Source organism: Zestomonas ipomoeae, assembly GCF_057128665.1.
Map to the genome: position 1 here is coordinate 94003 of NZ_JBSKHQ010000007.1, position 20368 is coordinate 114370.

At 63.5% G+C, this 20368-nt stretch carries 24 protein-coding genes; 10 read left to right on the plus strand and 14 right to left on the minus strand.

The window, feature by feature from the left end; genetic code table 11:
* Window positions 1–59 precede the first annotated feature (59 nt).
* The gene (locus tag ACWKV7_RS10420) at window positions 60–686 is read right to left on the minus strand and encodes an alpha/beta hydrolase (RefSeq protein WP_483857590.1); all 627 of its coding nucleotides are present in this window, start codon (window positions 684–686) and stop codon (window positions 60–62) included.
* A 163-nt stretch (window positions 687–849) separates the two neighbouring features.
* Here ACWKV7_RS10420 and ACWKV7_RS10425 point away from each other — a divergent pair, with 163 nt between their 5' ends.
* Window positions 850–1290: a Z-ring associated ZapG family protein gene (locus ACWKV7_RS10425; protein ID WP_483857591.1), complete on the plus strand. Its 441-nt coding sequence runs from the start codon at window positions 850–852 to the stop codon at window positions 1288–1290.
* Between the two features lie 58 nt (window positions 1291–1348).
* Here the strand turns inward: ACWKV7_RS10425 and cysN are convergent, their stop codons facing one another.
* The 3 genes from cysN to ACWKV7_RS10440 form a co-directional block, all read right to left on the minus strand.
* Window positions 1349–3250: a sulfate adenylyltransferase subunit CysN gene (gene cysN, locus ACWKV7_RS10430; protein WP_483857592.1), complete on the minus strand. Its 1902-nt coding sequence runs from the start codon at window positions 3248–3250 to the stop codon at window positions 1349–1351.
* 12 nt (window positions 3251–3262) lie between these two features.
* The gene (gene cysD / locus ACWKV7_RS10435; RefSeq protein ID WP_483857593.1) at window positions 3263–4180 is read right to left on the minus strand and encodes a sulfate adenylyltransferase subunit CysD; all 918 of its coding nucleotides are present in this window, start codon (window positions 4178–4180) and stop codon (window positions 3263–3265) included.
* A 121-nt stretch (window positions 4181–4301) separates the two neighbouring features.
* On the minus strand, window positions 4302–5060 hold the full coding sequence (locus tag ACWKV7_RS10440; RefSeq protein WP_483857594.1) for a Nif3-like dinuclear metal center hexameric protein: 759 nt from the start codon (window positions 5058–5060) through the stop codon (window positions 4302–4304).
* Window positions 5061–5174: 114 nt separating this feature from the next.
* Here ACWKV7_RS10440 and algW point away from each other — a divergent pair, with 114 nt between their 5' ends.
* Window positions 5175–6323, plus strand: a complete 1149-nt coding sequence (algW, locus tag ACWKV7_RS10445; protein WP_483857595.1) for a Do family serine endopeptidase AlgW — start codon at window positions 5175–5177, stop codon at window positions 6321–6323.
* Between the two features lie 35 nt (window positions 6324–6358).
* Here the strand turns inward: algW and hisC are convergent, their stop codons facing one another.
* The 10 genes from hisC to ACWKV7_RS10495 all read right to left on the minus strand — a co-directional run bounded on the left by hisC (window position 6359) and on the right by ACWKV7_RS10495 (window position 14322).
* On the minus strand, window positions 6359–7414 hold the full coding sequence (gene hisC / locus ACWKV7_RS10450) for a histidinol-phosphate transaminase (RefSeq protein WP_483857596.1): 1056 nt from the start codon (window positions 7412–7414) through the stop codon (window positions 6359–6361).
* Window positions 7415–7534: 120 nt separating this feature from the next.
* Window positions 7535–8845 (minus strand): histidinol dehydrogenase, encoded by a 1311-nt coding sequence (hisD, locus tag ACWKV7_RS10455; RefSeq protein ID WP_483857597.1) that lies wholly within the window; start codon window positions 8843–8845, stop codon window positions 7535–7537.
* 170 nt (window positions 8846–9015) lie between these two features.
* On the minus strand, window positions 9016–9648 hold the full coding sequence (gene hisG / locus ACWKV7_RS10460) for an ATP phosphoribosyltransferase (protein ID WP_483857598.1): 633 nt from the start codon (window positions 9646–9648) through the stop codon (window positions 9016–9018).
* A 13-nt stretch (window positions 9649–9661) separates the two neighbouring features.
* Complete coding sequence (gene murA, locus ACWKV7_RS10465; protein WP_483857599.1) at window positions 9662–10927, minus strand: UDP-N-acetylglucosamine 1-carboxyvinyltransferase; 1266 nt, start codon at window positions 10925–10927, stop codon at window positions 9662–9664.
* A 22-nt stretch (window positions 10928–10949) separates the two neighbouring features.
* Window positions 10950–11189 carry a BolA family protein gene (locus ACWKV7_RS10470; protein ID WP_483857600.1) on the minus strand — a complete coding sequence of 80 codons (240 nt, stop codon included), beginning with the start codon at window positions 11187–11189 and terminating at the stop codon, window positions 10950–10952.
* A gap of 96 nt (window positions 11190–11285) precedes the next feature.
* A complete protein-coding gene (locus tag ACWKV7_RS10475; protein ID WP_483857601.1) occupies window positions 11286–11594 on the minus strand; it encodes an STAS domain-containing protein in 309 nt (102 codons plus the stop codon).
* The gene (locus ACWKV7_RS10480) at window positions 11587–12234 is read right to left on the minus strand and encodes an MlaC/ttg2D family ABC transporter substrate-binding protein (RefSeq protein ID WP_483857602.1); all 648 of its coding nucleotides are present in this window, start codon (window positions 12232–12234) and stop codon (window positions 11587–11589) included. Before ACWKV7_RS10480 ends, ACWKV7_RS10475 begins: the two co-directional genes overlap by 8 nt.
* Window positions 12235–12245: 11 nt before the next feature.
* On the minus strand, window positions 12246–12716 hold the full coding sequence (gene mlaD / locus ACWKV7_RS10485; RefSeq protein WP_483857603.1) for an outer membrane lipid asymmetry maintenance protein MlaD: 471 nt from the start codon (window positions 12714–12716) through the stop codon (window positions 12246–12248).
* Window positions 12716–13513, minus strand: a complete 798-nt coding sequence (gene mlaE, locus ACWKV7_RS10490; protein WP_483857604.1) for a lipid asymmetry maintenance ABC transporter permease subunit MlaE — start codon at window positions 13511–13513, stop codon at window positions 12716–12718. The genes mlaD and mlaE overlap by 1 nt, the downstream gene beginning before the upstream one ends.
* Window positions 13513–14322 carry an ABC transporter ATP-binding protein gene (locus ACWKV7_RS10495; protein ID WP_483857605.1) on the minus strand — a complete coding sequence of 270 codons (810 nt, stop codon included), beginning with the start codon at window positions 14320–14322 and terminating at the stop codon, window positions 13513–13515. The genes mlaE and ACWKV7_RS10495 overlap by 1 nt, the downstream gene beginning before the upstream one ends.
* A 221-nt stretch (window positions 14323–14543) precedes the next feature.
* On the opposite strand from ACWKV7_RS10495, the gene ACWKV7_RS10500 reads away from it, so the two are divergent.
* The 8 genes from ACWKV7_RS10500 (at window position 14544) to ptsN (ending at window position 20368) form a co-directional block, all read left to right on the plus strand.
* Entirely contained in the window at window positions 14544–15518 is a 975-nt protein-coding gene (locus ACWKV7_RS10500; protein WP_483857606.1) for a KpsF/GutQ family sugar-phosphate isomerase, read from the plus strand.
* Window positions 15518–16039, plus strand: coding sequence for a KdsC family phosphatase (locus ACWKV7_RS10505; protein ID WP_483857607.1), 522 nt, complete (start codon window positions 15518–15520; stop codon window positions 16037–16039). The genes ACWKV7_RS10500 and ACWKV7_RS10505 overlap by 1 nt, the downstream gene beginning before the upstream one ends.
* A gap of 7 nt (window positions 16040–16046) precedes the next feature.
* On the plus strand, window positions 16047–16616 hold the full coding sequence (gene lptC, locus ACWKV7_RS10510; RefSeq protein ID WP_483857608.1) for an LPS export ABC transporter periplasmic protein LptC: 570 nt from the start codon (window positions 16047–16049) through the stop codon (window positions 16614–16616).
* Window positions 16603–17139 carry a lipopolysaccharide transport periplasmic protein LptA gene (lptA, locus tag ACWKV7_RS10515; RefSeq protein WP_483857609.1) on the plus strand — a complete coding sequence of 179 codons (537 nt, stop codon included), beginning with the start codon at window positions 16603–16605 and terminating at the stop codon, window positions 17137–17139. Before lptC ends, lptA begins: the two co-directional genes overlap by 14 nt.
* Complete coding sequence (gene lptB, locus ACWKV7_RS10520) at window positions 17139–17864, plus strand: LPS export ABC transporter ATP-binding protein (RefSeq protein WP_483857610.1); 726 nt, start codon at window positions 17139–17141, stop codon at window positions 17862–17864. The genes lptA and lptB overlap by 1 nt, the downstream gene beginning before the upstream one ends.
* 127 nt (window positions 17865–17991) lie before the next feature.
* Entirely contained in the window at window positions 17992–19500 is a 1509-nt protein-coding gene (locus tag ACWKV7_RS10525; RefSeq protein WP_483857611.1) for an RNA polymerase factor sigma-54, read from the plus strand.
* Window positions 19501–19582: 82 nt separating this feature from the next.
* Window positions 19583–19891 carry a ribosome hibernation-promoting factor, HPF/YfiA family gene (hpf, locus tag ACWKV7_RS10530; RefSeq protein ID WP_483857612.1) on the plus strand — a complete coding sequence of 103 codons (309 nt, stop codon included), beginning with the start codon at window positions 19583–19585 and terminating at the stop codon, window positions 19889–19891.
* A 12-nt stretch (window positions 19892–19903) separates the two neighbouring features.
* Window positions 19904–20368 (plus strand): PTS IIA-like nitrogen regulatory protein PtsN, encoded by a 465-nt coding sequence (gene ptsN, locus ACWKV7_RS10535; RefSeq protein ID WP_483857613.1) that lies wholly within the window; start codon window positions 19904–19906, stop codon window positions 20366–20368.

The window sequence follows — 20368 nt, forward strand, 5'->3', positions numbered from 1 at the left end:
GCCGCCGGCCTGCCACGTCCCGACGTATCGCTCGCGACGCGCTGCCCGGCGTGCGCCTGTTACAGACGCGGCTGCACCAATTCCTTCAAATCGGTCAGCTTGCCGTGAAAAAAGTGTCCGCATTCTGCCACTTTCAACAGCTCATGGGGACGCTGCATGGCATGGGACCAGGCAAAGACCTTGGCCGGCGTGACCACTTCGTCGTCGGCGGGCTGGATCACCGTCAGCGGGCAGCGCTCCGGCAGGCGCCCTTCGACGTCGAAACGCTCCACCGGCGGCGCCACCATCACCAGCCGATCCAACTCCACGCCCTGCTGCTCCAGCCGACCAGCCAGACAGGCGATGACGCAGGAGCCGAAGGAAAAGCCGAGCAGGCTCAGCGGCAGGCCCGGTTGCTGCTTGAGCAGCCAACGCGCGGCAGCCTCGGCGTCGTCGATCTCGCCGCGCCCTTGATCGTGGCTGCCGGCACTGTGGCCGACACCGCGAAAGTTGAAACGCAGGGTCGACAGCCCTGCGTCGCGCGCGGCGCGCTGCAGGGTAGCAACCACCTTGTTCTGCATGGTGCCGCCATACAACGGGTGGGGATGACAGAGCAGCGCCAGACCATGGGCATCGGGCAGTTCCAGGTGCAGGGCTTCGATGGGGCCACACGGCCCCTCGAGCAACAGGGGGACTTCACGGGACAAAGGGAAACTCCGTGACCCCACGCGGGGTCGACTCGTCTTGCTTAAGCCTTGTGCGAGCGGGGCCGCTCGACACACATAGCGCAACATGTGGCGTCGCACCGCGGTATACAGCGCGGACGTCAGCCGTTAACGTAATGCAAAGCCGTTTATAGAGGAAGGACTCGTGGAACAGACGCTTACGGCCTGGTTGTTACCGGCCCTCGCCCTGGTTGCCGGCGCCGCCATCGGTTTCCTGGCCGCCCGCCTGCTACCCAACGCCGCGCCCACCCGGACGCAACGCCAACTGGACGAAATGCAGCAGCGCTTCGACAAGTATCAGAGCGAAGTGGTCACCCACTTCAACACGACCGCCAACCTGGTGAAGCGGCTCACGCAGAGCTATCAGGACGTGCAACAGCACCTCTCCGAGGGCGCCAACCGCCTGGCGCTCGATGAGCTGACCCGCGAGCGCCTGCTGGCTGCCCTGCAAGCCGACGACGGCTACCAGCCGCCCCGCGAGCGCCTGACGCCACCGGCCAGCACCGAGGCGCCGAAAGACTATGCGCCCAAGGCCGGCAATACTCCCGGCACGCTGGACGAGCACTTCGGCCTGAAGAGCAAATGATCAGCTAGAAATGAAAAGCCCCGGCATTCGCCGGGGCTTTTTTATGCGCCCGAGACGCTTAGATCGCTCCGCGCGAGCGCAGCAGCGCCAATACCTGCTTGACGCCCTCCTCGACCGATACCGCCTGGGTGTCGATCACCAGATCGGCGCCCTGCGGCACATCGTAGGGGAAGGACTCGCCCGGGATATTGTCCTGCCCGGCCGCATACAGCCCCTGCGGGTCGCGCTCATGGCAGATCTGCGGGGAGGCCTGCACATAGACGGTGAGCAGCCGTTCGGCACCGATCAGCGCCTTGGCCTGCTCGCGACCTTCGGCATCCGGGGCGACGAAGGCCGCCAGGGTGATCAACCCGGCCTCGTTGAACTGCCGGGCCACCTGGGCCGCACGACGCCAGTTCTCGGCACGCCCGGCACGATCTTGCGGCAGACCCTTGTTCAGGTCATGGCGCAGGTTCTGTCCATCCAGCACGTAGACCGCCCGCCCCATGTCGAACAGCTTGCGTTCGACGGCGTAGGCCAGGGTGCTCTTGCCGGCGCCGGACAGGCCGGTGAACAGCACAGTGGCCGGCTGCTGACCGAAACGCGCGGCGCGCTCGTCGGTGGAGACATGGGCCAACGCGCCGTGATGGCCGCCGGCGCCCTGCGCGCCCACCGGGTCGGCGATGATCATGCCCGCCCCGACGGTGCCGTTGGTCAGCCGGTCGATGACGATGAACGCGCCGGTGGTGCGGTTGTACTCGTAGCCATCGAGGGCGATTGGCGCATCCAGCGCCACCTTGACCCGGCCGATCTCGTTGAGCTGCAAGCTGCTGGCCGGCCCTTGCTCCAGGGTATTCACATCGACCCGGTGCACGATGCTGGGGATCGAGCCCGGAACGTAGCTGGTGGCGCGCTTGATGTCGTATTTCTTGCCCGGCAGCATCGGCTCCTCGGCCATCCACACCAGCATGGCGTCGAAACTATCGGTCACCTGCGGACGATTGTCGGCATGCACCAGCATGTCGCCCCGGGAGATATCGATCTCGTCCTCCAGGGTCACGGTGACGGCCTGGCCCGGTCCGGCCTGCTCCAGCTCGCCTTCGAAGGTGACGATGGACTTGACCTTGCTGCGCTTGCCCGAGGGCAGCGCCATCACTTCGTCGCCCTTGTGCACGATGCCGCTGGCCAGAGTGCCGGCGAAGCCGCGGAAGTTCAGGTTCGGGCGGTTGACGTATTGCACCGGGAAACGCAGGTCGGTGAAATTGCGATCACCGGCGACCTCGACGGTCTCCAGGATTTCCATCAGCGACTGGCCGTCGTACCAGGGCGAGCGCTCGGACTTGTTGACGACATTGTCGCCCTTGAGCGCCGACATCGGCACGAAGTGCAGCGAACTCGGCTTGAGGCTGATCTTGTCGGCGAAGGCCAGGTAGTCGGCCTTGATCTGCTCGAACACGCCCTGGTCGAAGTCCTTCAGGTCCATCTTGTTGATGGCCACGACGATGTGTTTGATGCCGAGCAGGCTGGCGATGAAGCTGTGGCGCTTGGTCTGGGTCTGCACGCCGTAGCGGGCGTCGATCAGGATGATCGCCAGGTCGCAGGTCGAAGCGCCGGTGGCCATGTTGCGGGTGTACTGCTCGTGGCCGGGGGTATCGGCAATGATGAACTTGCGCTTGGCGGTCGAGAAGTAGCGATAGGCCACGTCGATAGTGATGCCCTGCTCGCGCTCGGCCTGCAGGCCATCCACCAGCAACGCCAGGTCGACGTCGTCACCGGTGGTACCGACCTTCTTCGAGTCGCGGGTGATGGCTTCCAGGTGATCCTCGTAGATCATCTTCGAGTCGTGCAGCAGGCGTCCGATCAGCGTGCTCTTGCCGTCGTCGACGTTGCCGCAGGTAAGGAAGCGCAGCAGCTCCTTACGCTCATGCTGGGCCAGGTAGGCGAGGATGTCCTCGCTGATCAGTTCGGATTGATGGCTCATGGTGCGGAATCCTTAGAAGTAGCCCTGGCGTTTCTTTTCTTCCATCGACCCGGCGGCATCGTGGTCGATGACGCGCCCCTGGCGCTCGGAGGTCCGGGTCAGGAGCATCTCCTGGATGATCTCCGGCAGGGTGGTGGCGGTGGACTCCACCGCGCCGGTCAGCGGGTAGCAGCCGAGGGTACGGAAACGCACCATCTTCTTCTGGATACGGGCCTTCTCCTCGTCCGACAGGTGCTCGAGGATGCGCTGGTCATCGATCATGATCAGCGTGCCGTTCTTCTCGATCACGTCGCGCTCGGCGGCGTAGTACAGCGGCACGATCGGAATCTGCTCCAGGTAGATGTATTGCCAGATGTCCAGCTCGGTCCAGTTGGACAGCGGGAACACGCGGATCGACTCGCCTTTCTTGACCTTGCCGTTGTAGACGTTCCACAACTCCGGGCGCTGGTTCTTCGGGTCCCAGCGGTGCTTGCTGTCGCGGAAGGAGTAGACGCGCTCCTTGGCACGGGACTTCTCCTCGTCGCGGCGGGCACCGCCGAAGGCCGCGTCGAAGCCGTACTTGTTCAGAGCCTGCTTGAGCCCCTCGGTCTTCATGATGTCGGTGTGCTTGGCGCTACCGTGGGTGAACGGGTTGATACCCTGGGCCAGGCCGTCCGGGTTGATATGCACCAGCAAGTCCAGACCCATTTCCTGGGTCATCTTCTCGCGGAAGCGATACATCTCCTGGAATTTCCAGGTGGTATCGACGTGCAGTACCGGGAACGGCAGCTTGCCAGGGAAGAAGGCCTTGCGCGCGAGGTGCAGCATGACCGCGGAATCTTTACCGATGGAGTAGAGCATCACCGGGTTGTCGAACTCGGCGGCTACCTCGCGGATGATGTGGATGCTTTCCGCTTCCAGCTGTTTCAGATGCGTCAGTTTGTCGACCATGGCTACTCACGGAATGGCTTATGGACGGCCTGCGGGCCGTAGACGAGGGCGCACTCTAGCACAGCACCTGCTTCTAATCAGGCGGCCTGTTAGACCAGAATGTTCTAGATTTATGCCCGTGCTACACGGGGTTCGGGCAATCGATGAACAGATGCTCGACCGCGAAGTGCCGTGCCAGATAGTCGCCCAGCGCCTGCACGCCATAACGTTCGGTGGCATGGTGGCCGGCGGCGATGAAGCTGATGCCGTTTTCCCGCGCGCTGTGCACCGTGGGCTCGGAAACCTCTCCTGTCAGGTAAGCGTCGACGCCGGCGGCGATTGCCTGATCGATATAGCCCTGCGCGGCCCCGGTGCACCAGGCGATGCGTCGGATCGGCTGGTCGCTGTCGATCAACAATGGCTCGCGGCCGAGAACCTGCTGGACATGCCGGGCGAAGTCCCGGGGCTGCATGGGCTCGTGCAGGGAACCGACCAGGCCGACCGAGCGCGGGTTGTCCGGCTCCAGCGCCCCTTCGACGACGAGACCGAGCTGGCGGGCCAGCTGCACGTTGTTACCCACCTCCGGATGCACGTCCAGCGGCAGGTGATAGGCCAGCAGGCTGATGTCATGGACCAGCAGCGTACGCAGTCGGCGCTGCTTGATACCGACCACGCACGGGTTTTCGTTCTTCCAGAAATAGCCATGGTGCACCAGCACGACATCGGCCTCGGCCGCGACTGCCGCATCCAGCAATGCCTGGCTGGCCGTGACGCCGCTGACGATACGGCGCACCTGGGGCCGCCCCTCTACCTGCAAACCGTTCGGACAGTAGTCCTGGATGCGCGCGATGTTCAAATAACGATCGGCTTCTTCCACCAACGAATTCAAGGCGATGGCCATGGGCTTTCCTCACAAGCTGTTGCAGGCGGCTCCTTTATTGCAAGCGCCCTCGTATAATGGCCGCCACCTTAAGGGGGCCACCAGGCCCCTCGCAACCCTCAGGAAACTCTCTCGATGTTCAAGGCCCTGCGTTTCTTCGGCTGGCCACTGGCCGTCGGCGTGCTCGCGGCACTGCTGATCATCCAGCGCTACCCCCAGTGGGTAGGCTTGCCACGCCAGGACGTGCACCTGCAACAGGCACCGCTGTCGCTATTGCCGCAGCAAGGTCCGGCCTCCTACGCCAATGCGGTGAGCAGCGCCGCCCCGGCGGTGGCCAACCTGTACACCACCAAGGTGGTCAGCAAGTCCTCGCATCCGCTGTTCGAAGACCCGCTGTTCCGCCGCTTCTTCGGCGACAACCTGCCGCGCCAGCGGCGCATGGAGTCCAGCCTGGGCTCGGCGGTGATCATGAGCCCCGAGGGCTACCTGCTGACCAACAACCATGTGATCGACGGTGCCGACCAGATCGTGGTGGCCCTGAAGGACGGCCGGGAAACCCTGGCACGGGTGATCGGCAGCGATCCGGAAACCGACCTCGCGGTACTGAAAATCGACCTGCAGGAGCTGCCGGTGATTACCCTCGGCAGCTCCGACAACATGCACATCGGCGACGTGGCCCTGGCCATCGGCAACCCGTTCGGTGTCGGCCAGACCGTGACCATGGGCATCATCAGCGCCACCGGGCGCAATCAACTGGGGCTCAATACCTACGAGGACTTCATCCAGACCGACGCCGCCATCAACCCCGGCAACTCAGGCGGGGCGCTGGTGGACGCGCAGGGCAGCCTGATCGGCATCAACACGGCGATCTTTTCCAAGTCAGGCGGCTCCCAGGGCATCGGCTTCGCCATTCCGGTGAAGCTGGCGCTGGACGTCATGCAGGCGATCATCGAGCACGGCCAGGTGATTCGTGGCTGGCTGGGCATCGAAGTGCAACCGCTGACGCCCGAGCTGGCCGAGTCCTTCGGCATGGAGGGCCGTCCGGGCATCGTCGTCGCCGGGGTCTATCGCGACGGTCCGGCGCAGCGTGCCGGCTTGCAGCCGGGCGATCTGATCCTCAGCATCGACGGCCAGCCGGCCAGCGACGGCCGCCGCTCGATGAATCAGGTGGCGCAAACCAGGCCCGGAGAGAGCATCTACATCGACGTCCTGCGTAACGGCAAGCCGTTGAGGCTGACTGCCGAAATCGGGCTGCGCCCGCCGCCCGCAGGCAGCAACGGATAAAACGATGGCGCCCCAGGGCGCCATCGTTCCTTTTGCTACAGAAAACCCTGCAGCGCGCCGACCAGGGCCTGGTTCTGCTCGGGCGTGCCGATGGTGATGCGCAGGAACTGGGCAATGCGCGGCTGCTTGAAGTGACGCACGATCACGCCTCGCTCGCGCAACGCAGCAGCCAGCGCTGCCGCATCTTTCTCCGGGTGGCTGGCAAAGACGAAGTTGGCGGCCGACGGCAGCACCTCGAATCCTAGCCCCTGCAGACCGCTGACCACCGCCTCGCGACTCTCGATCACCTGCCGACAGGTCTGTTCGAAGTAGTCGCGGTCCTCGAACGCCGCTGCCGCACCGGCGATGGCCAGGCGATCCAGTGGGTAGGAATTGAAGCTGTTCTTGATGCGCTCCAGCGCCTCGATCAAGTCCGCATGACCGACCGCCAGGCCAACCCGCAGACCCGCCAGGGAGCGCGACTTCGAGAGCGTCTGGGTCACCAGCAGGTTCGGGTAGCGGTCGACCAGCGCGATAGCCGTCTGCCCACCGAAATCGATATAGGCCTCGTCCACCACCACCACCGAGTTCTGATTGGTTTGCAGCAGCCGCTCGATCGCTTCCAGGGGCAGCAGGCAGCCGGTCGGCGCATTGGGGTTGGGGAAAATGATGCCGCCGTTGGGCCGTGCATAGTCCTCGACGCGAATCTGGAACTGCTCATCCAGTGCCAGCGCCTCGAACGGAATCCCGTAGAGCCCGCAGTAGACCGGATAGAAGCTGTAGGTCACGTCGGGAAACAGCAGCGGCTTGCCATGCTGGAACAGGCCGTGGAAGGCGTGGGCCAGCACCTCGTCGGAGCCATTGCCGACGAATACCTGGCTGGTCTGCACGCCATAGTAATCTGCCACCGCCTGCTTCAGGCGGTCGCTGTTGGGGTCCGGGTACAAGCGCAGGCTGTCGCCCAGCTCGGCCTGCATCGCGGCGATGGCCCTGGGCGACGGCCCATAGGGGTTCTCATTGGTGTTGAGCTTGACCAGCCTGGCCAGCTTCGGTTGCTCGCCGGGCACATAGGGCACCAGGTCCTTGACGAAGGGGCTCCAGAATTTGCTCATCTGCCCTTCTCTCCTCGAATTCGTTCGGTTTGCGTAGGGTGGGTTAGCCGTGTAAACGGCGCAACCCACGCGGCGGTCGGCATGGTGGGTCACGGCCTGCGGCCCAACCCACCCTACGAATCATTCTTTAATGCGGTATTCGGCGCTGCGCGCGTGGGCAGTGAGCGACTCGCCGCGGGCCAGTACCGAGGCGACCTTGCCCAGCTCCGAAGCACCCTCGGCGGAGCAGTGAATGATCGACGAGCGCTTCTGGAAGTCGTATACCCCCAGCGGCGAGGAATAGCGCGCCGTGCCGGAGGTCGGCAAGACGTGATTCGGCCCGGCGCAGTAGTCGCCCAGCGCCTCGGCGGTATAGCGACCCATGAAGATCGCACCGGCATGACGGATCTGCGGCAGGTATTGCTCGGGATTGGCCACCGACAGCTCCAGGTGCTCCGGCGCGATGCGATTGGCCACGTCGATGGCCTGGGCCATGTCGGCTACCTGGATCAACGCGCCGCGGCTTTCCAGGGAAGTGCGGGCAATCGCCTCGCGCTCCAGGGTCGGCAGCAGCGCGGCAATGCTCGCGGCAACCTTGTCGAGGAACGCCGCATCCGGGCTGACCAGGATCGACTGGGCGTCTTCGTCGTGCTCGGCCTGGGAGAACAGGTCCATGGCGATCCAGTCCGGATCGGTATTGCCATCGCAGACCACGAGGATTTCCGACGGACCGGCGATCATGTCGATGCCGACCTTACCGAACACGTGGCGCTTGGCAGTGGCCACGTAGATATTGCCGGGACCGACGATCTTGTCCACCGGCGGCACGCTTTCGGTACCGTAGGCCAGCGCAGCCACGGCCTGGGCGCCGCCAATAGTGAACACCCGGTCGACGCCGGCGATGCAGGCGGCGGCCAGGACGATCTCGTTGATCTCGCCGCGCGGGGTCGGCACCACCATCACCACCTCCGGCACTCCGGCCACCTTGGCCGGGATGGCATTCATCAGCACCGACGACGGGTAGGATGCCTTGCCGCCCGGCACGTAGAGCCCGGCGCGATCCAGCGGGGTGACTTTCTGGCCGAGCACGGTACCGTCGGCCTCGGTATAGCTCCAGGAATCCTGTTTCTGCCGTTCATGGTAGAGGCGCACGCGCTCAGCGGCCTTTTCCAGTGCCGTGCGCTGGTCGGCAGTGATGCGGGTCAGGGCCAGTTCCAGGCGCTCGCGCGGCAGGATCAGATCGGCCATGCCGGCCACCTCCAGGCCATCGAAGCGCCGGGTGAACTCCACCAGTGCGTCATCCCCCCGTTCGCGCACGGCCTGTATGATCTCCAGTACGCGCTGGTTGACCGCATCGTCGGAGACGCTTTCCCAGCTCAGCAGATGATCCAGATGACGGGCGAAATCCGGGTCGGCGGCGTCGAGTCGGCGGATGGCGATGGGAGCGGTCATGGCGAAGCCTCGTGTGATGGCAAAGTCTCGGGCGCCGCTAGACTAGCAAGCCCACCGTGCGGGCACCCGAGAAAGTTGGCTATGACACGGATAGGCGGGCCGAAGATGCTCCTGCGTTTTCGGCATGGCCGCCGATCCCCGGCGGCCGCGCGACAGGCGTCGCGACGAGGTCAGGCCCGATGTCGCTCCACGGCTTCGCGCAGCGTCTCGATCAACGCCTGGATGCGCGCGTGCTGCATCTTCATCGAAGCCTTGTTGACGATCAGCCGCGAGCTGATGGTGGCGATCAGCTCCTGGGGCTCCAGCCCGTTGGCGCGCAGCGTGTTGCCGGTATCGACCACATCGACGATCTTGTCGGCCAGACCGATCAGCGGCGCCAGCTCCATCGAGCCGTAGAGCTTGATCACGTCGACCTGGCGGCCCTGCTCGGCATAGAAACGCTTGGCGACGTTGACGAACTTGGTGGCCACGCGCAGGCGCCCCTTGGGCTCCGGCGCACCGACCTTGCCGGCGGTCATCAGCTTGCAGTTGGCGATGCGCAGGTCGAGCGGTTCGTAGAGGTCCTGGCTGCCGTACTCCATCAGCACGTCCTTGCCGGCCACGCCGAGATCGGCAGCGCCATGTTCGACATAGGTCGGCACATCGGTGGCGCGCACGATCAACAGGCGCACATCTTCCTGGGAGGTCGGAATGATCAGCTTGCGGCTCTTGTCCGGATTCTCGGTGGGCACGATGCCTGCCGCGGCGAGCAGCGGCAGGGTGTCGTCGAGAATACGGCCTTTGGACAGGGCGATGGTGAGCATGAAGGTCCCTTGGTTAACCCGGCACGCGGCGAATCTTGGCGCCGAGCAGTTGCAGCTTCTCTTCGATGCACTCGTAGCCACGGTCGATGTGGTAAATGCGATCGATCAGGGTATCGCCCTGGGCCACCAGGCCGGCGATCACCAGGCTGGCGGATGCCCGCAGGTCGGTGGCCATCACCGGAGCGCCCTTCAGATGCGGCACGCCGGTGACGATGGCGGTGTTGCCCTCGACCAGGATCTGCGCGCCCATGCGATTCATTTCGTAGACATGCATGAAGCGGTTTTCGAAGACCGTCTCGATCACCGCACCGGTGCCTTCGGCAATCGCGTTCATCGAGATGAACTGTGCCTGCATGTCGGTGGGGAACGCCGGGTAGGGAGCAGTACGCAGGTTGACCGCCTTCGGCCGGTTGCCCTTCATGTCCAGCTCGATCCAGTTGTCACCGGTATTGATATGTGCGCCGGCTTCTTCCAGCTTGAGCAGCACAGCTTCCAGGGTCGTCGGATCGGCGTCCTTGACCTTCACCCGCCCCCCCGTGGAAGCCGCGGCCACCAGGTAGGTGCCAGTTTCGATGCGGTCCGGCATCACACTGTAGCGCGCGCCGCCAAGGCGCTTGACGCCGTCGATGATGATGGTGTCGGTACCGGCACCCTGGATCTGCGCGCCCATGGCGATCAGGCAGTTGGCCAGGTCGACCACTTCCGGCTCACGGGCGGCGTTTTCCAGCACGCTACGCCCATTGGCCAGGGTGGCGGCCATCATGATGTTCTCGGTACCGGTCACGCTGACGGTATCGAAGAAGAAGTGCGCGCCGCGCAGGCCGCCAGCCGGAGCCTTGGCCTTGATGTAGCCGCCCTCGACGTCGATCTGCGCGCCCATGGCCTCAAGGCCGCGGATATGCAGGTCGACCGGCCGCGAACCGATGGCACAGCCACCGGGCAGCGCTACTTCGGCCTCGCCGAAACGCGCAACCATCGGTCCCAGCACCAGGATCGAGGCGCGCATGGTCTTGACCAGCTCATAGGGGGCGACCAGGGTCTTGATGGTGGTGGCATCCACTTCGACGCTGAGCTTTTCGTCGATGACCGGCTGCACGCCCATGCGGCCGAACAGCTCGATCATGGTGGTGATGTCGTGCAGGTGCGGCAGGTTGCAGACGGTGACCGGGCTATCGGCCAGCAGCGTGGCGGCCAGGATCGGCAACGCGGAATTCTTGGCACCGGAAATGCGGATTTCGCCATCGAGGCGGTGACCGCCGGTAATAATCAATTTGTCCATAGGAGTCTCGTCGCCCGCAGGCTCAGGAACGCTCTGCCCAGGCGGCGCGGCTGAAGAATTTCATGGTCACGGCATGGATGCTGCCATCGGCGATCCAGGCGTTCAGATGGGCATAAACCTGCTGCTGACGCTTCACCGGGCTCATGCCGGCCAGTTCGTCGCTGATCAGATTCAATTGGAAGTTGCAGCCTTCACCTTCCACTTCTACCTGGGTGCCCGGCAACTTTGCCTCCAGGAGGTCTTTCACTTCTACGGCCTGCATGCTCAACCTCGATCGGCGCCCTACGCGCGCGGGTCGGCCATCATACAAAAAAGCCCTGCGCCTGCGAACCCCGGATCGGCAGGCGCCTCGGCCGGCTCAAACCTCCAGCGGCAGCAACTCGAGCAGACCGCAGACCTGGGCAATCTGTCGCATGTCCGCGGGCAGACCGCGCACGCTCAGGCGCTTAGCAGTGGCCTGGGCGTCGCGCATGAAGGCCAGCAGCAGGGCGAGGCCGACACTGCTGGACTTCTCCACTGCCGAGCAATCGAGCACCAGCGCTTTCGCCGTGCTGCGTCGGATCAGCGCCTGTCCCTGCTCGCGCAGAAGCGGCCCGCTGCGGAAGTCGAGCACGCCGCTCAGGCGGATTTCGCCGGCGGTCGACTCGACGATACGGGTCTCACTCATCGCCACCCGCCTGCTTGGCGGCCTCGCTTTCCTTCGCCCTGGCCACTACCTCGACCCAGCCATCGATGGTCTTGTCCAGATCGTTGCCATTGCGCTGCATGGCGTCGGCGAACTGGTCACGGAACAGCTTGCCAACGTTGATGCCGTTGATGATCACGTTGCGCAACATCCAGGTGCCGTCGTTCTTCACCAGCGTGTAGGACACCGGATAAACGGTACCCTTGTTGTCGATGACTTCCATGCCCACACTGGCGCGGTCGGCACCCTCCTCGCGGGCCGACAGCACGCGAATGGTCTGATTGTCGTACTCGAGCAGCGCATTGCCGTAGAACTGCATCAGGCTGCGCTTGAAGTTCTCTTCGAAGCGGCGCATCTGCTCGGGTGTCGCCTTGCGCGAATACTTCACGGTCATGATGCTGCGGGAAATGCCCTCGGCATCCACCACCGGCCCCAGAATGCGGTTCAGCGCATCGTAGAAATCGCCCGGGTTGCTGCGATAGGTCTGTTTGTTGGCCTTGAGGTCGCTGAGCAGCTCATCGGTGGTGCGCTGCACGATCTGCTGCGGGCCGGAGGTGGCGCTGGCGATCAGCGGGAGAGCGGCCAGCAACACCAGAAGGCCGCGACGCAAAGCAGTAAGCATGGAGTCTTTCCTCATTTGGCTTGCTCTTTATTCACCGAGTTGATCAGGAACTTGCCGATCAGATCTTCCAACACCAGCGAAGACTGGGTATCGCGAATGATGCCATCGTTACGCAGCACTTCCTCTTCGCCGCCGACACTGATACCGATGTACTTTTCGCCCAACAGACCGGCGGTCAGGATGGAGGCAGTGGAATCGATCGGCAGGTTATTGACGCGCCGCTCGATCTCCATGGTCACCCGCCCCGTGTAAGTATCGCGATCCAGGTCGATGGCCGTGACTTTGCCGATGGTGACGCCTGCCATGGTCACCTTGGCTCTGACCGTCAAACCGGCCAGATTGTCGAAGTTCGCATAGAGCTTGTAGGCGTCACCACTGCTGCCCACCGACAGCCCGCTGACACGCAACGCCAGCAACAGCAAGGCCAATATCCCGGCCAGGAGGAACAGGCCGACACCGATTTCCAGGGTGCGGATTTGCATCAGAAGTCTCCAAACATCAAAGCGGTCAGAATGAAGTCCAGACCCAGCACGGCGAGCGAGGCATGGACGACGGTTCTTGTCGTTGCGCGGCTGATCCCTTCCGAGGTCGGCTCACAGTCATAGCCCTGGAATACGGCGATCCAGGTCACCACAAAGGCGAAGACGATGCTCTTGATCGCGCCGTTGAGCACGTCCTCACTGAAACTCACGCTGTTCTGCATATTGGCCCAGAACGAGCCCTCGTAGACGCCCAACCAGTCCACGGCAACCATGCCGGCACCCCAGATGCCCACCACATTGAAGATCATCGCCAGCAACGGCATGGAGATGAAACCCGCCCAGAGGCGCGGCGCAACCACGTACTTGAGCGGATCGACGCCGATCATTTCCAGGCTGGACAACTGCTCGGTGGATTTCATGTTGCCGATTTCCGCGGTCAACGCCGATCCGGCACGCCCGGCGAACAGCAGCGCGGTCACCACCGGCCCCAGTTCGCGCAACAAGGTCAGCGCCACCATCTGCCCGACCGCCTGCTCGGAACCGTAGGCAACCAGAATGTTGTAGCCCTGCAGCGCCAGCACCATGCCGATGAACACACCTGAGACGACGATGATGGCCAGCGACATCACACCGATGGAATAGAGCTGCTTGACCAGCAACTGGAAGCCGTGCCCCACGCCATCGCGACCGAACAGCGCATGCACCAGGAACAGGGTCGAGCGCCCCATGGCCTCGACCACATCGATACCGGCACGACCGAGCAGACGGATGCGCTCGAGCATTGAAGTCCTGCGCATCAGCGTGCCCCCAGAAGGTCGTCGCGGTAATCCGGCGCCGGATAGTGGAATGGTACCGGCCCGTCCGCCGCACCGGTCATGAATTGCTGGATGCGCGGGTTGTCGGAGTGCATCAGTTCGGCCGGCGTGCCCTGCCCGAGCACCTGACCGTCGCCCACCACCACCAGGTAGTCGGCAATGCTGGCCGTCTCGGCGAGGTCGTGGGAGACCACAATACTAGTGATACCCAGCGCATCGTTGAGCAGCCGAATCAACCGCACCAGCACCCCCATGGCGATCGGGTCCTGGCCGGCGAACGGCTCGTCGCACATCAGAATCTGCGGATCCAGCGCAATGGCCCGCGCCAGGGCAACGCGGCGCTTCATGCCACCCGACAGCTCGTCCGGCATCAGTTCGGCAGCCCCGCGCAAGCCCACTGCATGCAGCTTCATCAGCACGATGTCGCGGATCATTTCGTCCGGCAGCTTGGTATGGACACGCAGGGGGAACGCGACGTTCTCGAACACATCGAGATCGGTGAACAGCGCGCCGCTCTGGAACAGCACACCAAACTGCTTGCGCATGTCGAACAGATCGCCGCGCGAGAGGGTCGGCAGGTTCTGCCCGTTGACCCATACTTCACCGCTGGTCGGCTTCAGTTGGGCGGCGATCAGCCGCAGCAACGTCGTCTTGCCGCACCCGGAAGGCCCCATGATGCCGGTGACCTTGCCACGCGGTATGCGGATATCGACATTATTGAAAATGCTGCGCGTGCCCCGCCGGAAGGTCACTCCCTTCAGCTCGACCGCGTAGGCGTTATCGGCGCTCACTCTAGACTCCTTGCGATGCGGCCTCCCTGACAACCGGTCCCATGAGCGGGAAACCACAGCAGCAGGCCCGGCCGAATTGGCCGCGCACTATATCACCGCCACCATCGGCCGCCCAAGCGGCAAACCGTACGCACTCTGCGACAACCTTGGCAAACAATAGTGAGCGAATCGGCCTTTCCCGCTATAATCCCCGCCTTTTAAGCGGCCGCAACATTTCAACCATGAGCCAGACCAGCGACTTGATCCAGTCCGCGCAGCGCACCATTCGCCTCGAAATCGAGGCCGTTGAGGGCCTGTTGCCGCGTATCGACGCCCATTTCGTGCGCGCCTGCGAGCTGATCCTCGCCTGCAAGGGTCGGGTGGTCGTGGTGGGCATGGGCAAGTCCGGACACATTGGTAACAAGATCGCCGCCACCCTAGCCAGCACCGGCACCCCGGCATTCTTCGTGCACCCAGCCGAAGCCAGCCACGGCGACATGGGCATGATCACTCGCGACGATATCGTGCTCGCCCTGTCCAACTCCGGCTCGACCGCGGAAATCGTCACCTTGCTGCCGCTGATCAAGCGCCTCGGCATCACCCTGGTCAGCATGACCGGCAACCCCGACTCCCCGCTCGCCCAGGCTGCCGAAGCCAATCTGGACACCCGGGTCGCCCAGGAGGCCTGCCCGCTGAACCTGGCGCCGACCTCCTCCACCACCGCCTCTCTGGTGCTGGGCGACGCCCTGGCCATCGCCCTGCTGGAAGCCCGCGGCTTTACCGCCGAAGATTTCGCCTTTTCGCACCCTGGCGGGGCGCTCGGTCGTCGCCTGCTGCTGAAAGTGGAGAACGTGATGCACGCTGGTGAACGCCTGCCCCAGGTGATGCGCGGCACCTCGCTGCGCGAGGCACTGCTGGAAATGACCCGCAAGGGCCTGGGCATGACCGTGGTGATCGACGACTCGGGCCGCCTGGCTGGCGTATTCACCGACGGCGACCTGCGCCGCACCCTGGACAAGGGCATCGACGTACGCCAGGCGAGCATCGACGAGGTGATGACCCTCCACGGCAAGACCGCTCGCGCCGAGATGCTGGCCGCCGAGGCCCTGAAGATCATGGAAGACAACAAGATCAATTCATTGGTGGTAGTGGACGACCAGGACCGCCCGGTCGGCGCACTGAACATGCACGACCTGCTGCGCGCAGGGGTCATGTGATGAACCAGCTCCTGCAGCGTGCCAAGGCCATCAAGCTAGCCATCTTCGACGTCGACGGCGTGCTCACCGACGGTCGCCTGTACTTTCTCGCCGACGGCAGCGAGTTCAAGACTTTCAACACGCTCGACGGCCACGGTATCAAGATGCTGATCGCCTCGGGCGTGCGCACCGCCATCATCAGCGGCCGCAGCACTCCGGTGGTCGAGCGCCGGGCACGCGGCCTCGGCATCCATCACCTGTTCCAAGGTCGAGAAGACAAGATCGTCGTGCTCGACGAACTGCTCGGCGAGCTGGGATTGGGCTACGAGCACGTGGCCTATCTGGGCGACGACCTGCCTGACCTGCCGGTGATCCGCCGTGTCGGCCTGGGCATGGCGGTGGCAAGCGCCGATGCGTTCGTCCGCCAGCACGCCCATGGCGTCACCCAGGCCCGCGGCGGCGAAGGTGCGGCCCGGGAATTCTGCGAACTGATCATGCGCGCCCAGGGCAGCCTCGAAGCTGCCCAGGCCGCTTACCTATAGGCCCGGCATGCTGCGCAAACTGCGACTCTTCGTTATTTTCTCGGTACTGGCCGCACTGTTCGCAGCACTCGGCTACTGGAACATCCGCCCCGAAAGCTTCATGGAGAAACCGCCGGTTGCCGTGGACGAGAAGGCCGTCGATTTCTATGTGCTCAATGCCCACAGCGTGCAGTTCCAGGCCGACGGCGCCCTGCACTATGAGATGACCGCCGACAAGCTCGAACATCTCAAGGCCAGCGACGTCACCTTGCTGAGCAACCCCGACCTGCTGCTCTATCGCGGCACGCCTCACCCCTGGCACGTGCGCAGCGCTCGCGGCGAAGTGGCATCCCAGGGCAAGGAAGTCGAACTGATCGATGCCGTACGCATCGAGCGTACCGACGCCAAGGGCCGCCCCACCGTCATCACCAGCAGCCGCATGACCGTATTCCCCGAGAAGGAATATGCGCAAACCCAGCAAGCCGTTAGAATCGAGGCGGCCAACGGGGTGACCACGGCACAGGGAATGAAAGCGTATTTGAACGACGGCCGGATGCTCCTGCTGTCCAACGTAAGAGGCCAACATGAGGTTCGTTAAAACCCTCCCCCTTCTGCTCAGCCTGAGCGCCGCGCTAGGAAGCGCGACAGCCTGGGCACTGCCTAGCGACCGCGATCAACCGATCCGTGTACAGGCCGACAGCGCGGAACTCGACGACAAGCAAGGCGTGGCGGTCTACCGCGGCGACGTGGTGATCACCCAGGGCACCCTGAAGATCACCGGTAACACCGTCACCATCACCCAGAACCAGCAAGGTGATATCGAAGTCTTCACCGCGGTCGGCAAGCCCGCCTACTACGAGCAACTGCCAGCCGAGGACAAGCAGATCGTCAAGGCCTATGGCCTGACCATCCAGTACTTCGCCGACAAGGAGCGCGTGGTATTGATCGACCAGGCCAAGGTGATCCAGGAAGGCAACACCTTCGAGGGCGAGAAGATCGTCTATGACACCCGCCGTCAGATCGTCAACGCCGGCCGTGCCACCGGTACGCCGCTGACCACGCCGCGCCCGCGCATCGATATGATCATCCAGCCGAAGAAAAAAGAAGGCCAAGCCCAGTAATGGCGACCCTCAAAGCCCAACACCTGGCCAAGAGCTACAAAGGCCGCCAGGTGGTTCGCGACGTCAGCCTGTCCATCGACAGCGGCCAGATCGTCGGCCTGCTCGGCCCCAACGGCGCCGGCAAGACCACCTGCTTCTACATGATCGTCGGCCTGGTCGGCGCCGACCAAGGTCGGGTGCTGATCGACCAGCAGGACGTCACTCACCTGCCAATGCATGGCCGTGCCCGTGCCGGGATCGGTTACCTGCCACAGGAAGCCTCGATCTTTCGCAAGCTCAGCGTGGCCGACAACATCATGGCCATCTTGGAAACCCGCAAGGATCTGGACCGCGCCGGCCGTCGCCAGGCACTGGAAAGCCTGTTGCAGGAATTCCACATCAGCCACATCCGCGACAACCTCGGCATGAGCCTTTCCGGCGGCGAGCGTCGCCGTGCGGAAATCGCCCGCGCCCTGGCCACCGAGCCGAAATTCATTCTGCTCGACGAACCCTTCGCGGGCGTCGACCCGATCTCGGTGGGCGACATCAAGCAGATCATCCACCATCTCAAGGCCAAGGGCATCGGCGTGTTGATCACCGATCACAACGTGCGCGAAACCTTGGACATCTGCGAAACCGCCTATATTGTCAATGACGGCCAACTGATCGCCGAAGGCGACGCCGACACCATCCTGGCCAACCAGTTGGTCAAGGAAGTCTACCTGGGTCACGAGTTCCGCCTGTAATGGCGCAACTTTTCCTCACGAAGTTGTAGGCAAACCCCGAGAGGTCAGGCATATAATTTGCTTCCTGGTGGCGCTTGTCTGGCGCCCTGTTGTGGAAAGGCGCTGAGCGCCGGCAAACAAGGTGCGTATGAAACCTTCGCTAGTCCTTAAAATGGGCCAGCAGCTGACGATGACCCCGCAGCTGCAACAGGCCATCCGCCTCCTCCAACTGTCCACCCTGGATTTGCAGCAGGAAATTCAGGAGGCCCTGGAATCCAACCCGATGCTCGAGCGGCAGGAGGAAGGCGACGACTTCGACAACTCCGACCCGCTGGCCGATAGCGCCGAACAGACCCCACCGAACGGCCAGGACAACAGCAGCAGCCAGGAAACCAGCTTCCAGGAATCCAGCAGCGACGTGGAGAGCCTGGAGGATGGCGAATGGCATGACCGCATTCCCAACGAGCTGCCGGTCGATACCGCCTGGGAAGACATCTACCAGACCAGCGCCAGCAGCCTACCGAGCAGTGACGACGACGAGTGGGACTTCACCACTCGCACCTCCGCCGGCGAAAGCCTGCAAAGCCACCTGCTCTGGCAGCTGAACGTGGCGCCGATGTCCGACAAGGACCGATTGATCGCCGTCACCCTGATCGACTGCATCAATAACCAGGGCTATCTCGAAGAAACCCTCGAGGAGGTCGTCGAAGCCTTCGATCCGGAACTCGACATCGAACTCGACGAGGTCGAAGCCGTCCTGCACCGTATCCAGCAATTCGAGCCGGCCGGCATCGGCGCGCGCGACCTGCGCGAGTGCCTGTTGCTGCAATTGCGCCAGCTGCCGGCCAGCACCCCCTGGCTGAGCGAGGCCCAGCGCCTGGCGGGGGACTTCCTCGAACTGCTCGGCAGCCGCGACTACAGCCAGTTGATGCGCCGTATGAAGCTCAAGGAGGACGAGCTGCGGCAGGTGATCGAGCTGATCCAGAGCCTCAACCCGCGGCCAGGCTCGCAGATCGAAGCCAGCGAACCCGAATACGTAGTACCCGATGTAATCGTGCGCAAGCACAACGAGCGCTGGCTGGTGGAACTCAATCAGGAGGCGGTGCCGCGCCTGCGGGTCAACCCGCACTACGCAGGCTTCGTCAAACGCGCCGACTCCAGTACCGACAACACCTTCATGCGCAATCAGCTGCAGGAGGCCCGCTGGTTCATCAAGAGCCTGCAGAGCCGCAACGAAACCCTGATGAAGGTCGCCACGCAGATCGTCGAGCACCAACGCGGCTTCCTGGAGTACGGGGACGAAGCGATGAAGCCGCTCGTACTGCACGACATCGCCGAGGCCGTGGGCATGCACGAGTCGACCATTTCCCGCGTTACCACACAGAAATTCATGCACACTCCCCGCGGCATATACGAGTTGAAATACTTCTTCTCGAGCCACGTCAGCACCGCCGAGGGCGGCGAATGCTCGTCCACGGCGATCCGCGCCATCCTGAAAAAACTGGTCGCCGCGGAAAATCCGAAAAAGCCGTTGAGCGACAGCAAGATCGCTGGTTTACTGGAAGCACAGGGCATTCAAGTAGCCCGTCGCACAGTCGCCAAATACCGTGAATCCCTCGGTATAGCGCCTTCCAGCGAACGCAAGCGACTAATGTGATGCGAACTTGATCCACGCCAAAGTGTTCCGGTGGCAAGCCCGTTAGCTTGTCTCTACACACACGGCAACAAGGAGAAGCGGTATGCAAGTCAACATCAGTGGACATCAGCTGGATGTGACCGACGCCCTGCGCGACTATGTCGACGAGAAACTCGGCCGACTGGAGCGCCACTTCGACCGGATCACCAACGTGCAGGTGATCATGACGGTCGAAAAACTCAGACAGAAGATCGAAGCCACCCTGCACGTTTCAGGCGCCGAGGTCGTCGCCAATGCCGAGCATGAGGACATGTACGCGGCCATCGACCTGCTCACCGACAAGCTCGACCGACAACTGATCAAGCACAAGGAAAAGCAGCTCGACCGCCAGCAGGGCGCCATGGCCCGCTGACCTCCCCTTCCTATGATCCGACTTGAAAATATCCTGACCCCCGGCCGTTCCCTGGTGAACGTGCCGGGCGGCAGCAAGAAGCGCGTTCTCGAACAGATCGCCAATTTGGTTGCCCGCGAGCTACCGGACCTCGATGCGCAGGACATCTTCGAGAGCCTGATCGCCCGCGAGAAACTCGGCTCGACCGGCTTCGGCAATGGCATCGCCATCCCCCACTGCCGCCTACCCGGCTGTGCCGCACCGATCAGTGCGTTGCTGCGTCTGGATCGACCGGTGGACTTCGACGCCATCGACGGCGCCCCGGTGGACCTGCTGTTCGTTCTGCTGGTTCCGGAGGCCGCCACCGACGCGCACCTGGAACTGCTTCGCCAGATCGCCAGCATGCTCGACCGCAGCGAGGTGCGCGAGCGACTGCGCCAGGCACCGAGCAGTGAAGACCTGTATCAGGTGGTAGTGGACGTGCAGAACAACTCGTAA

Bases quoted from the DNA above. Each gene is read 5' to 3' on its own strand.
- cysN (WP_483857592.1), bottom strand. From the start codon at position 3,250: ATGAGCCATCAATCCGAACTGATCAGCGAGGACATCCTCGCCTACCTG.
- cysD (WP_483857593.1), bottom strand. From the start codon at position 4,180: ATGGTCGACAAACTGACGCATCTGAAACAGCTGGAAGCGGAAAGCATC.
- ACWKV7_RS10440 (WP_483857594.1), bottom strand. From the start codon at position 5,060: ATGGCCATCGCCTTGAATTCGTTGGTGGAAGAAGCCGATCGTTATTTG.
- algW (WP_483857595.1), top strand. From the start codon at position 5,175: ATGTTCAAGGCCCTGCGTTTCTTCGGCTGGCCACTGGCCGTCGGCGTG.
- hisC (WP_483857596.1), bottom strand. From the start codon at position 7,414: ATGAGCAAATTCTGGAGCCCCTTCGTCAAGGACCTGGTGCCCTATGTG.
- hisD (WP_483857597.1), bottom strand. From the start codon at position 8,845: ATGACCGCTCCCATCGCCATCCGCCGACTCGACGCCGCCGACCCGGAT.
- hisG (WP_483857598.1), bottom strand. From the start codon at position 9,648: ATGCTCACCATCGCCCTGTCCAAAGGCCGTATTCTCGACGACACCCTG.
- murA (WP_483857599.1), bottom strand. From the start codon at position 10,927: ATGGACAAATTGATTATTACCGGCGGTCACCGCCTCGATGGCGAAATC.
- ACWKV7_RS10470 (WP_483857600.1), bottom strand. From the start codon at position 11,189: ATGCAGGCCGTAGAAGTGAAAGACCTCCTGGAGGCAAAGTTGCCGGGC.
- ACWKV7_RS10475 (WP_483857601.1), bottom strand. From the start codon at position 11,594: ATGAGTGAGACCCGTATCGTCGAGTCGACCGCCGGCGAAATCCGCCTG.
- ACWKV7_RS10480 (WP_483857602.1), bottom strand. From the start codon at position 12,234: ATGCTTACTGCTTTGCGTCGCGGCCTTCTGGTGTTGCTGGCCGCTCTC.
- mlaD (WP_483857603.1), bottom strand. From the start codon at position 12,716: ATGCAAATCCGCACCCTGGAAATCGGTGTCGGCCTGTTCCTCCTGGCC.
- mlaE (WP_483857604.1), bottom strand. From the start codon at position 13,513: ATGCGCAGGACTTCAATGCTCGAGCGCATCCGTCTGCTCGGTCGTGCC.
- ACWKV7_RS10500 (WP_483857606.1), top strand. From the start codon at position 14,544: ATGAGCCAGACCAGCGACTTGATCCAGTCCGCGCAGCGCACCATTCGC.
- ACWKV7_RS10505 (WP_483857607.1), top strand. From the start codon at position 15,518: ATGAACCAGCTCCTGCAGCGTGCCAAGGCCATCAAGCTAGCCATCTTC.
- lptC (WP_483857608.1), top strand. From the start codon at position 16,047: ATGCTGCGCAAACTGCGACTCTTCGTTATTTTCTCGGTACTGGCCGCA.
- lptA (WP_483857609.1), top strand. From the start codon at position 16,603: ATGAGGTTCGTTAAAACCCTCCCCCTTCTGCTCAGCCTGAGCGCCGCG.
- lptB (WP_483857610.1), top strand. From the start codon at position 17,139: ATGGCGACCCTCAAAGCCCAACACCTGGCCAAGAGCTACAAAGGCCGC.
- ACWKV7_RS10525 (WP_483857611.1), top strand. From the start codon at position 17,992: ATGAAACCTTCGCTAGTCCTTAAAATGGGCCAGCAGCTGACGATGACC.
- hpf (WP_483857612.1), top strand. From the start codon at position 19,583: ATGCAAGTCAACATCAGTGGACATCAGCTGGATGTGACCGACGCCCTG.
- ptsN (WP_483857613.1), top strand. From the start codon at position 19,904: ATGATCCGACTTGAAAATATCCTGACCCCCGGCCGTTCCCTGGTGAAC.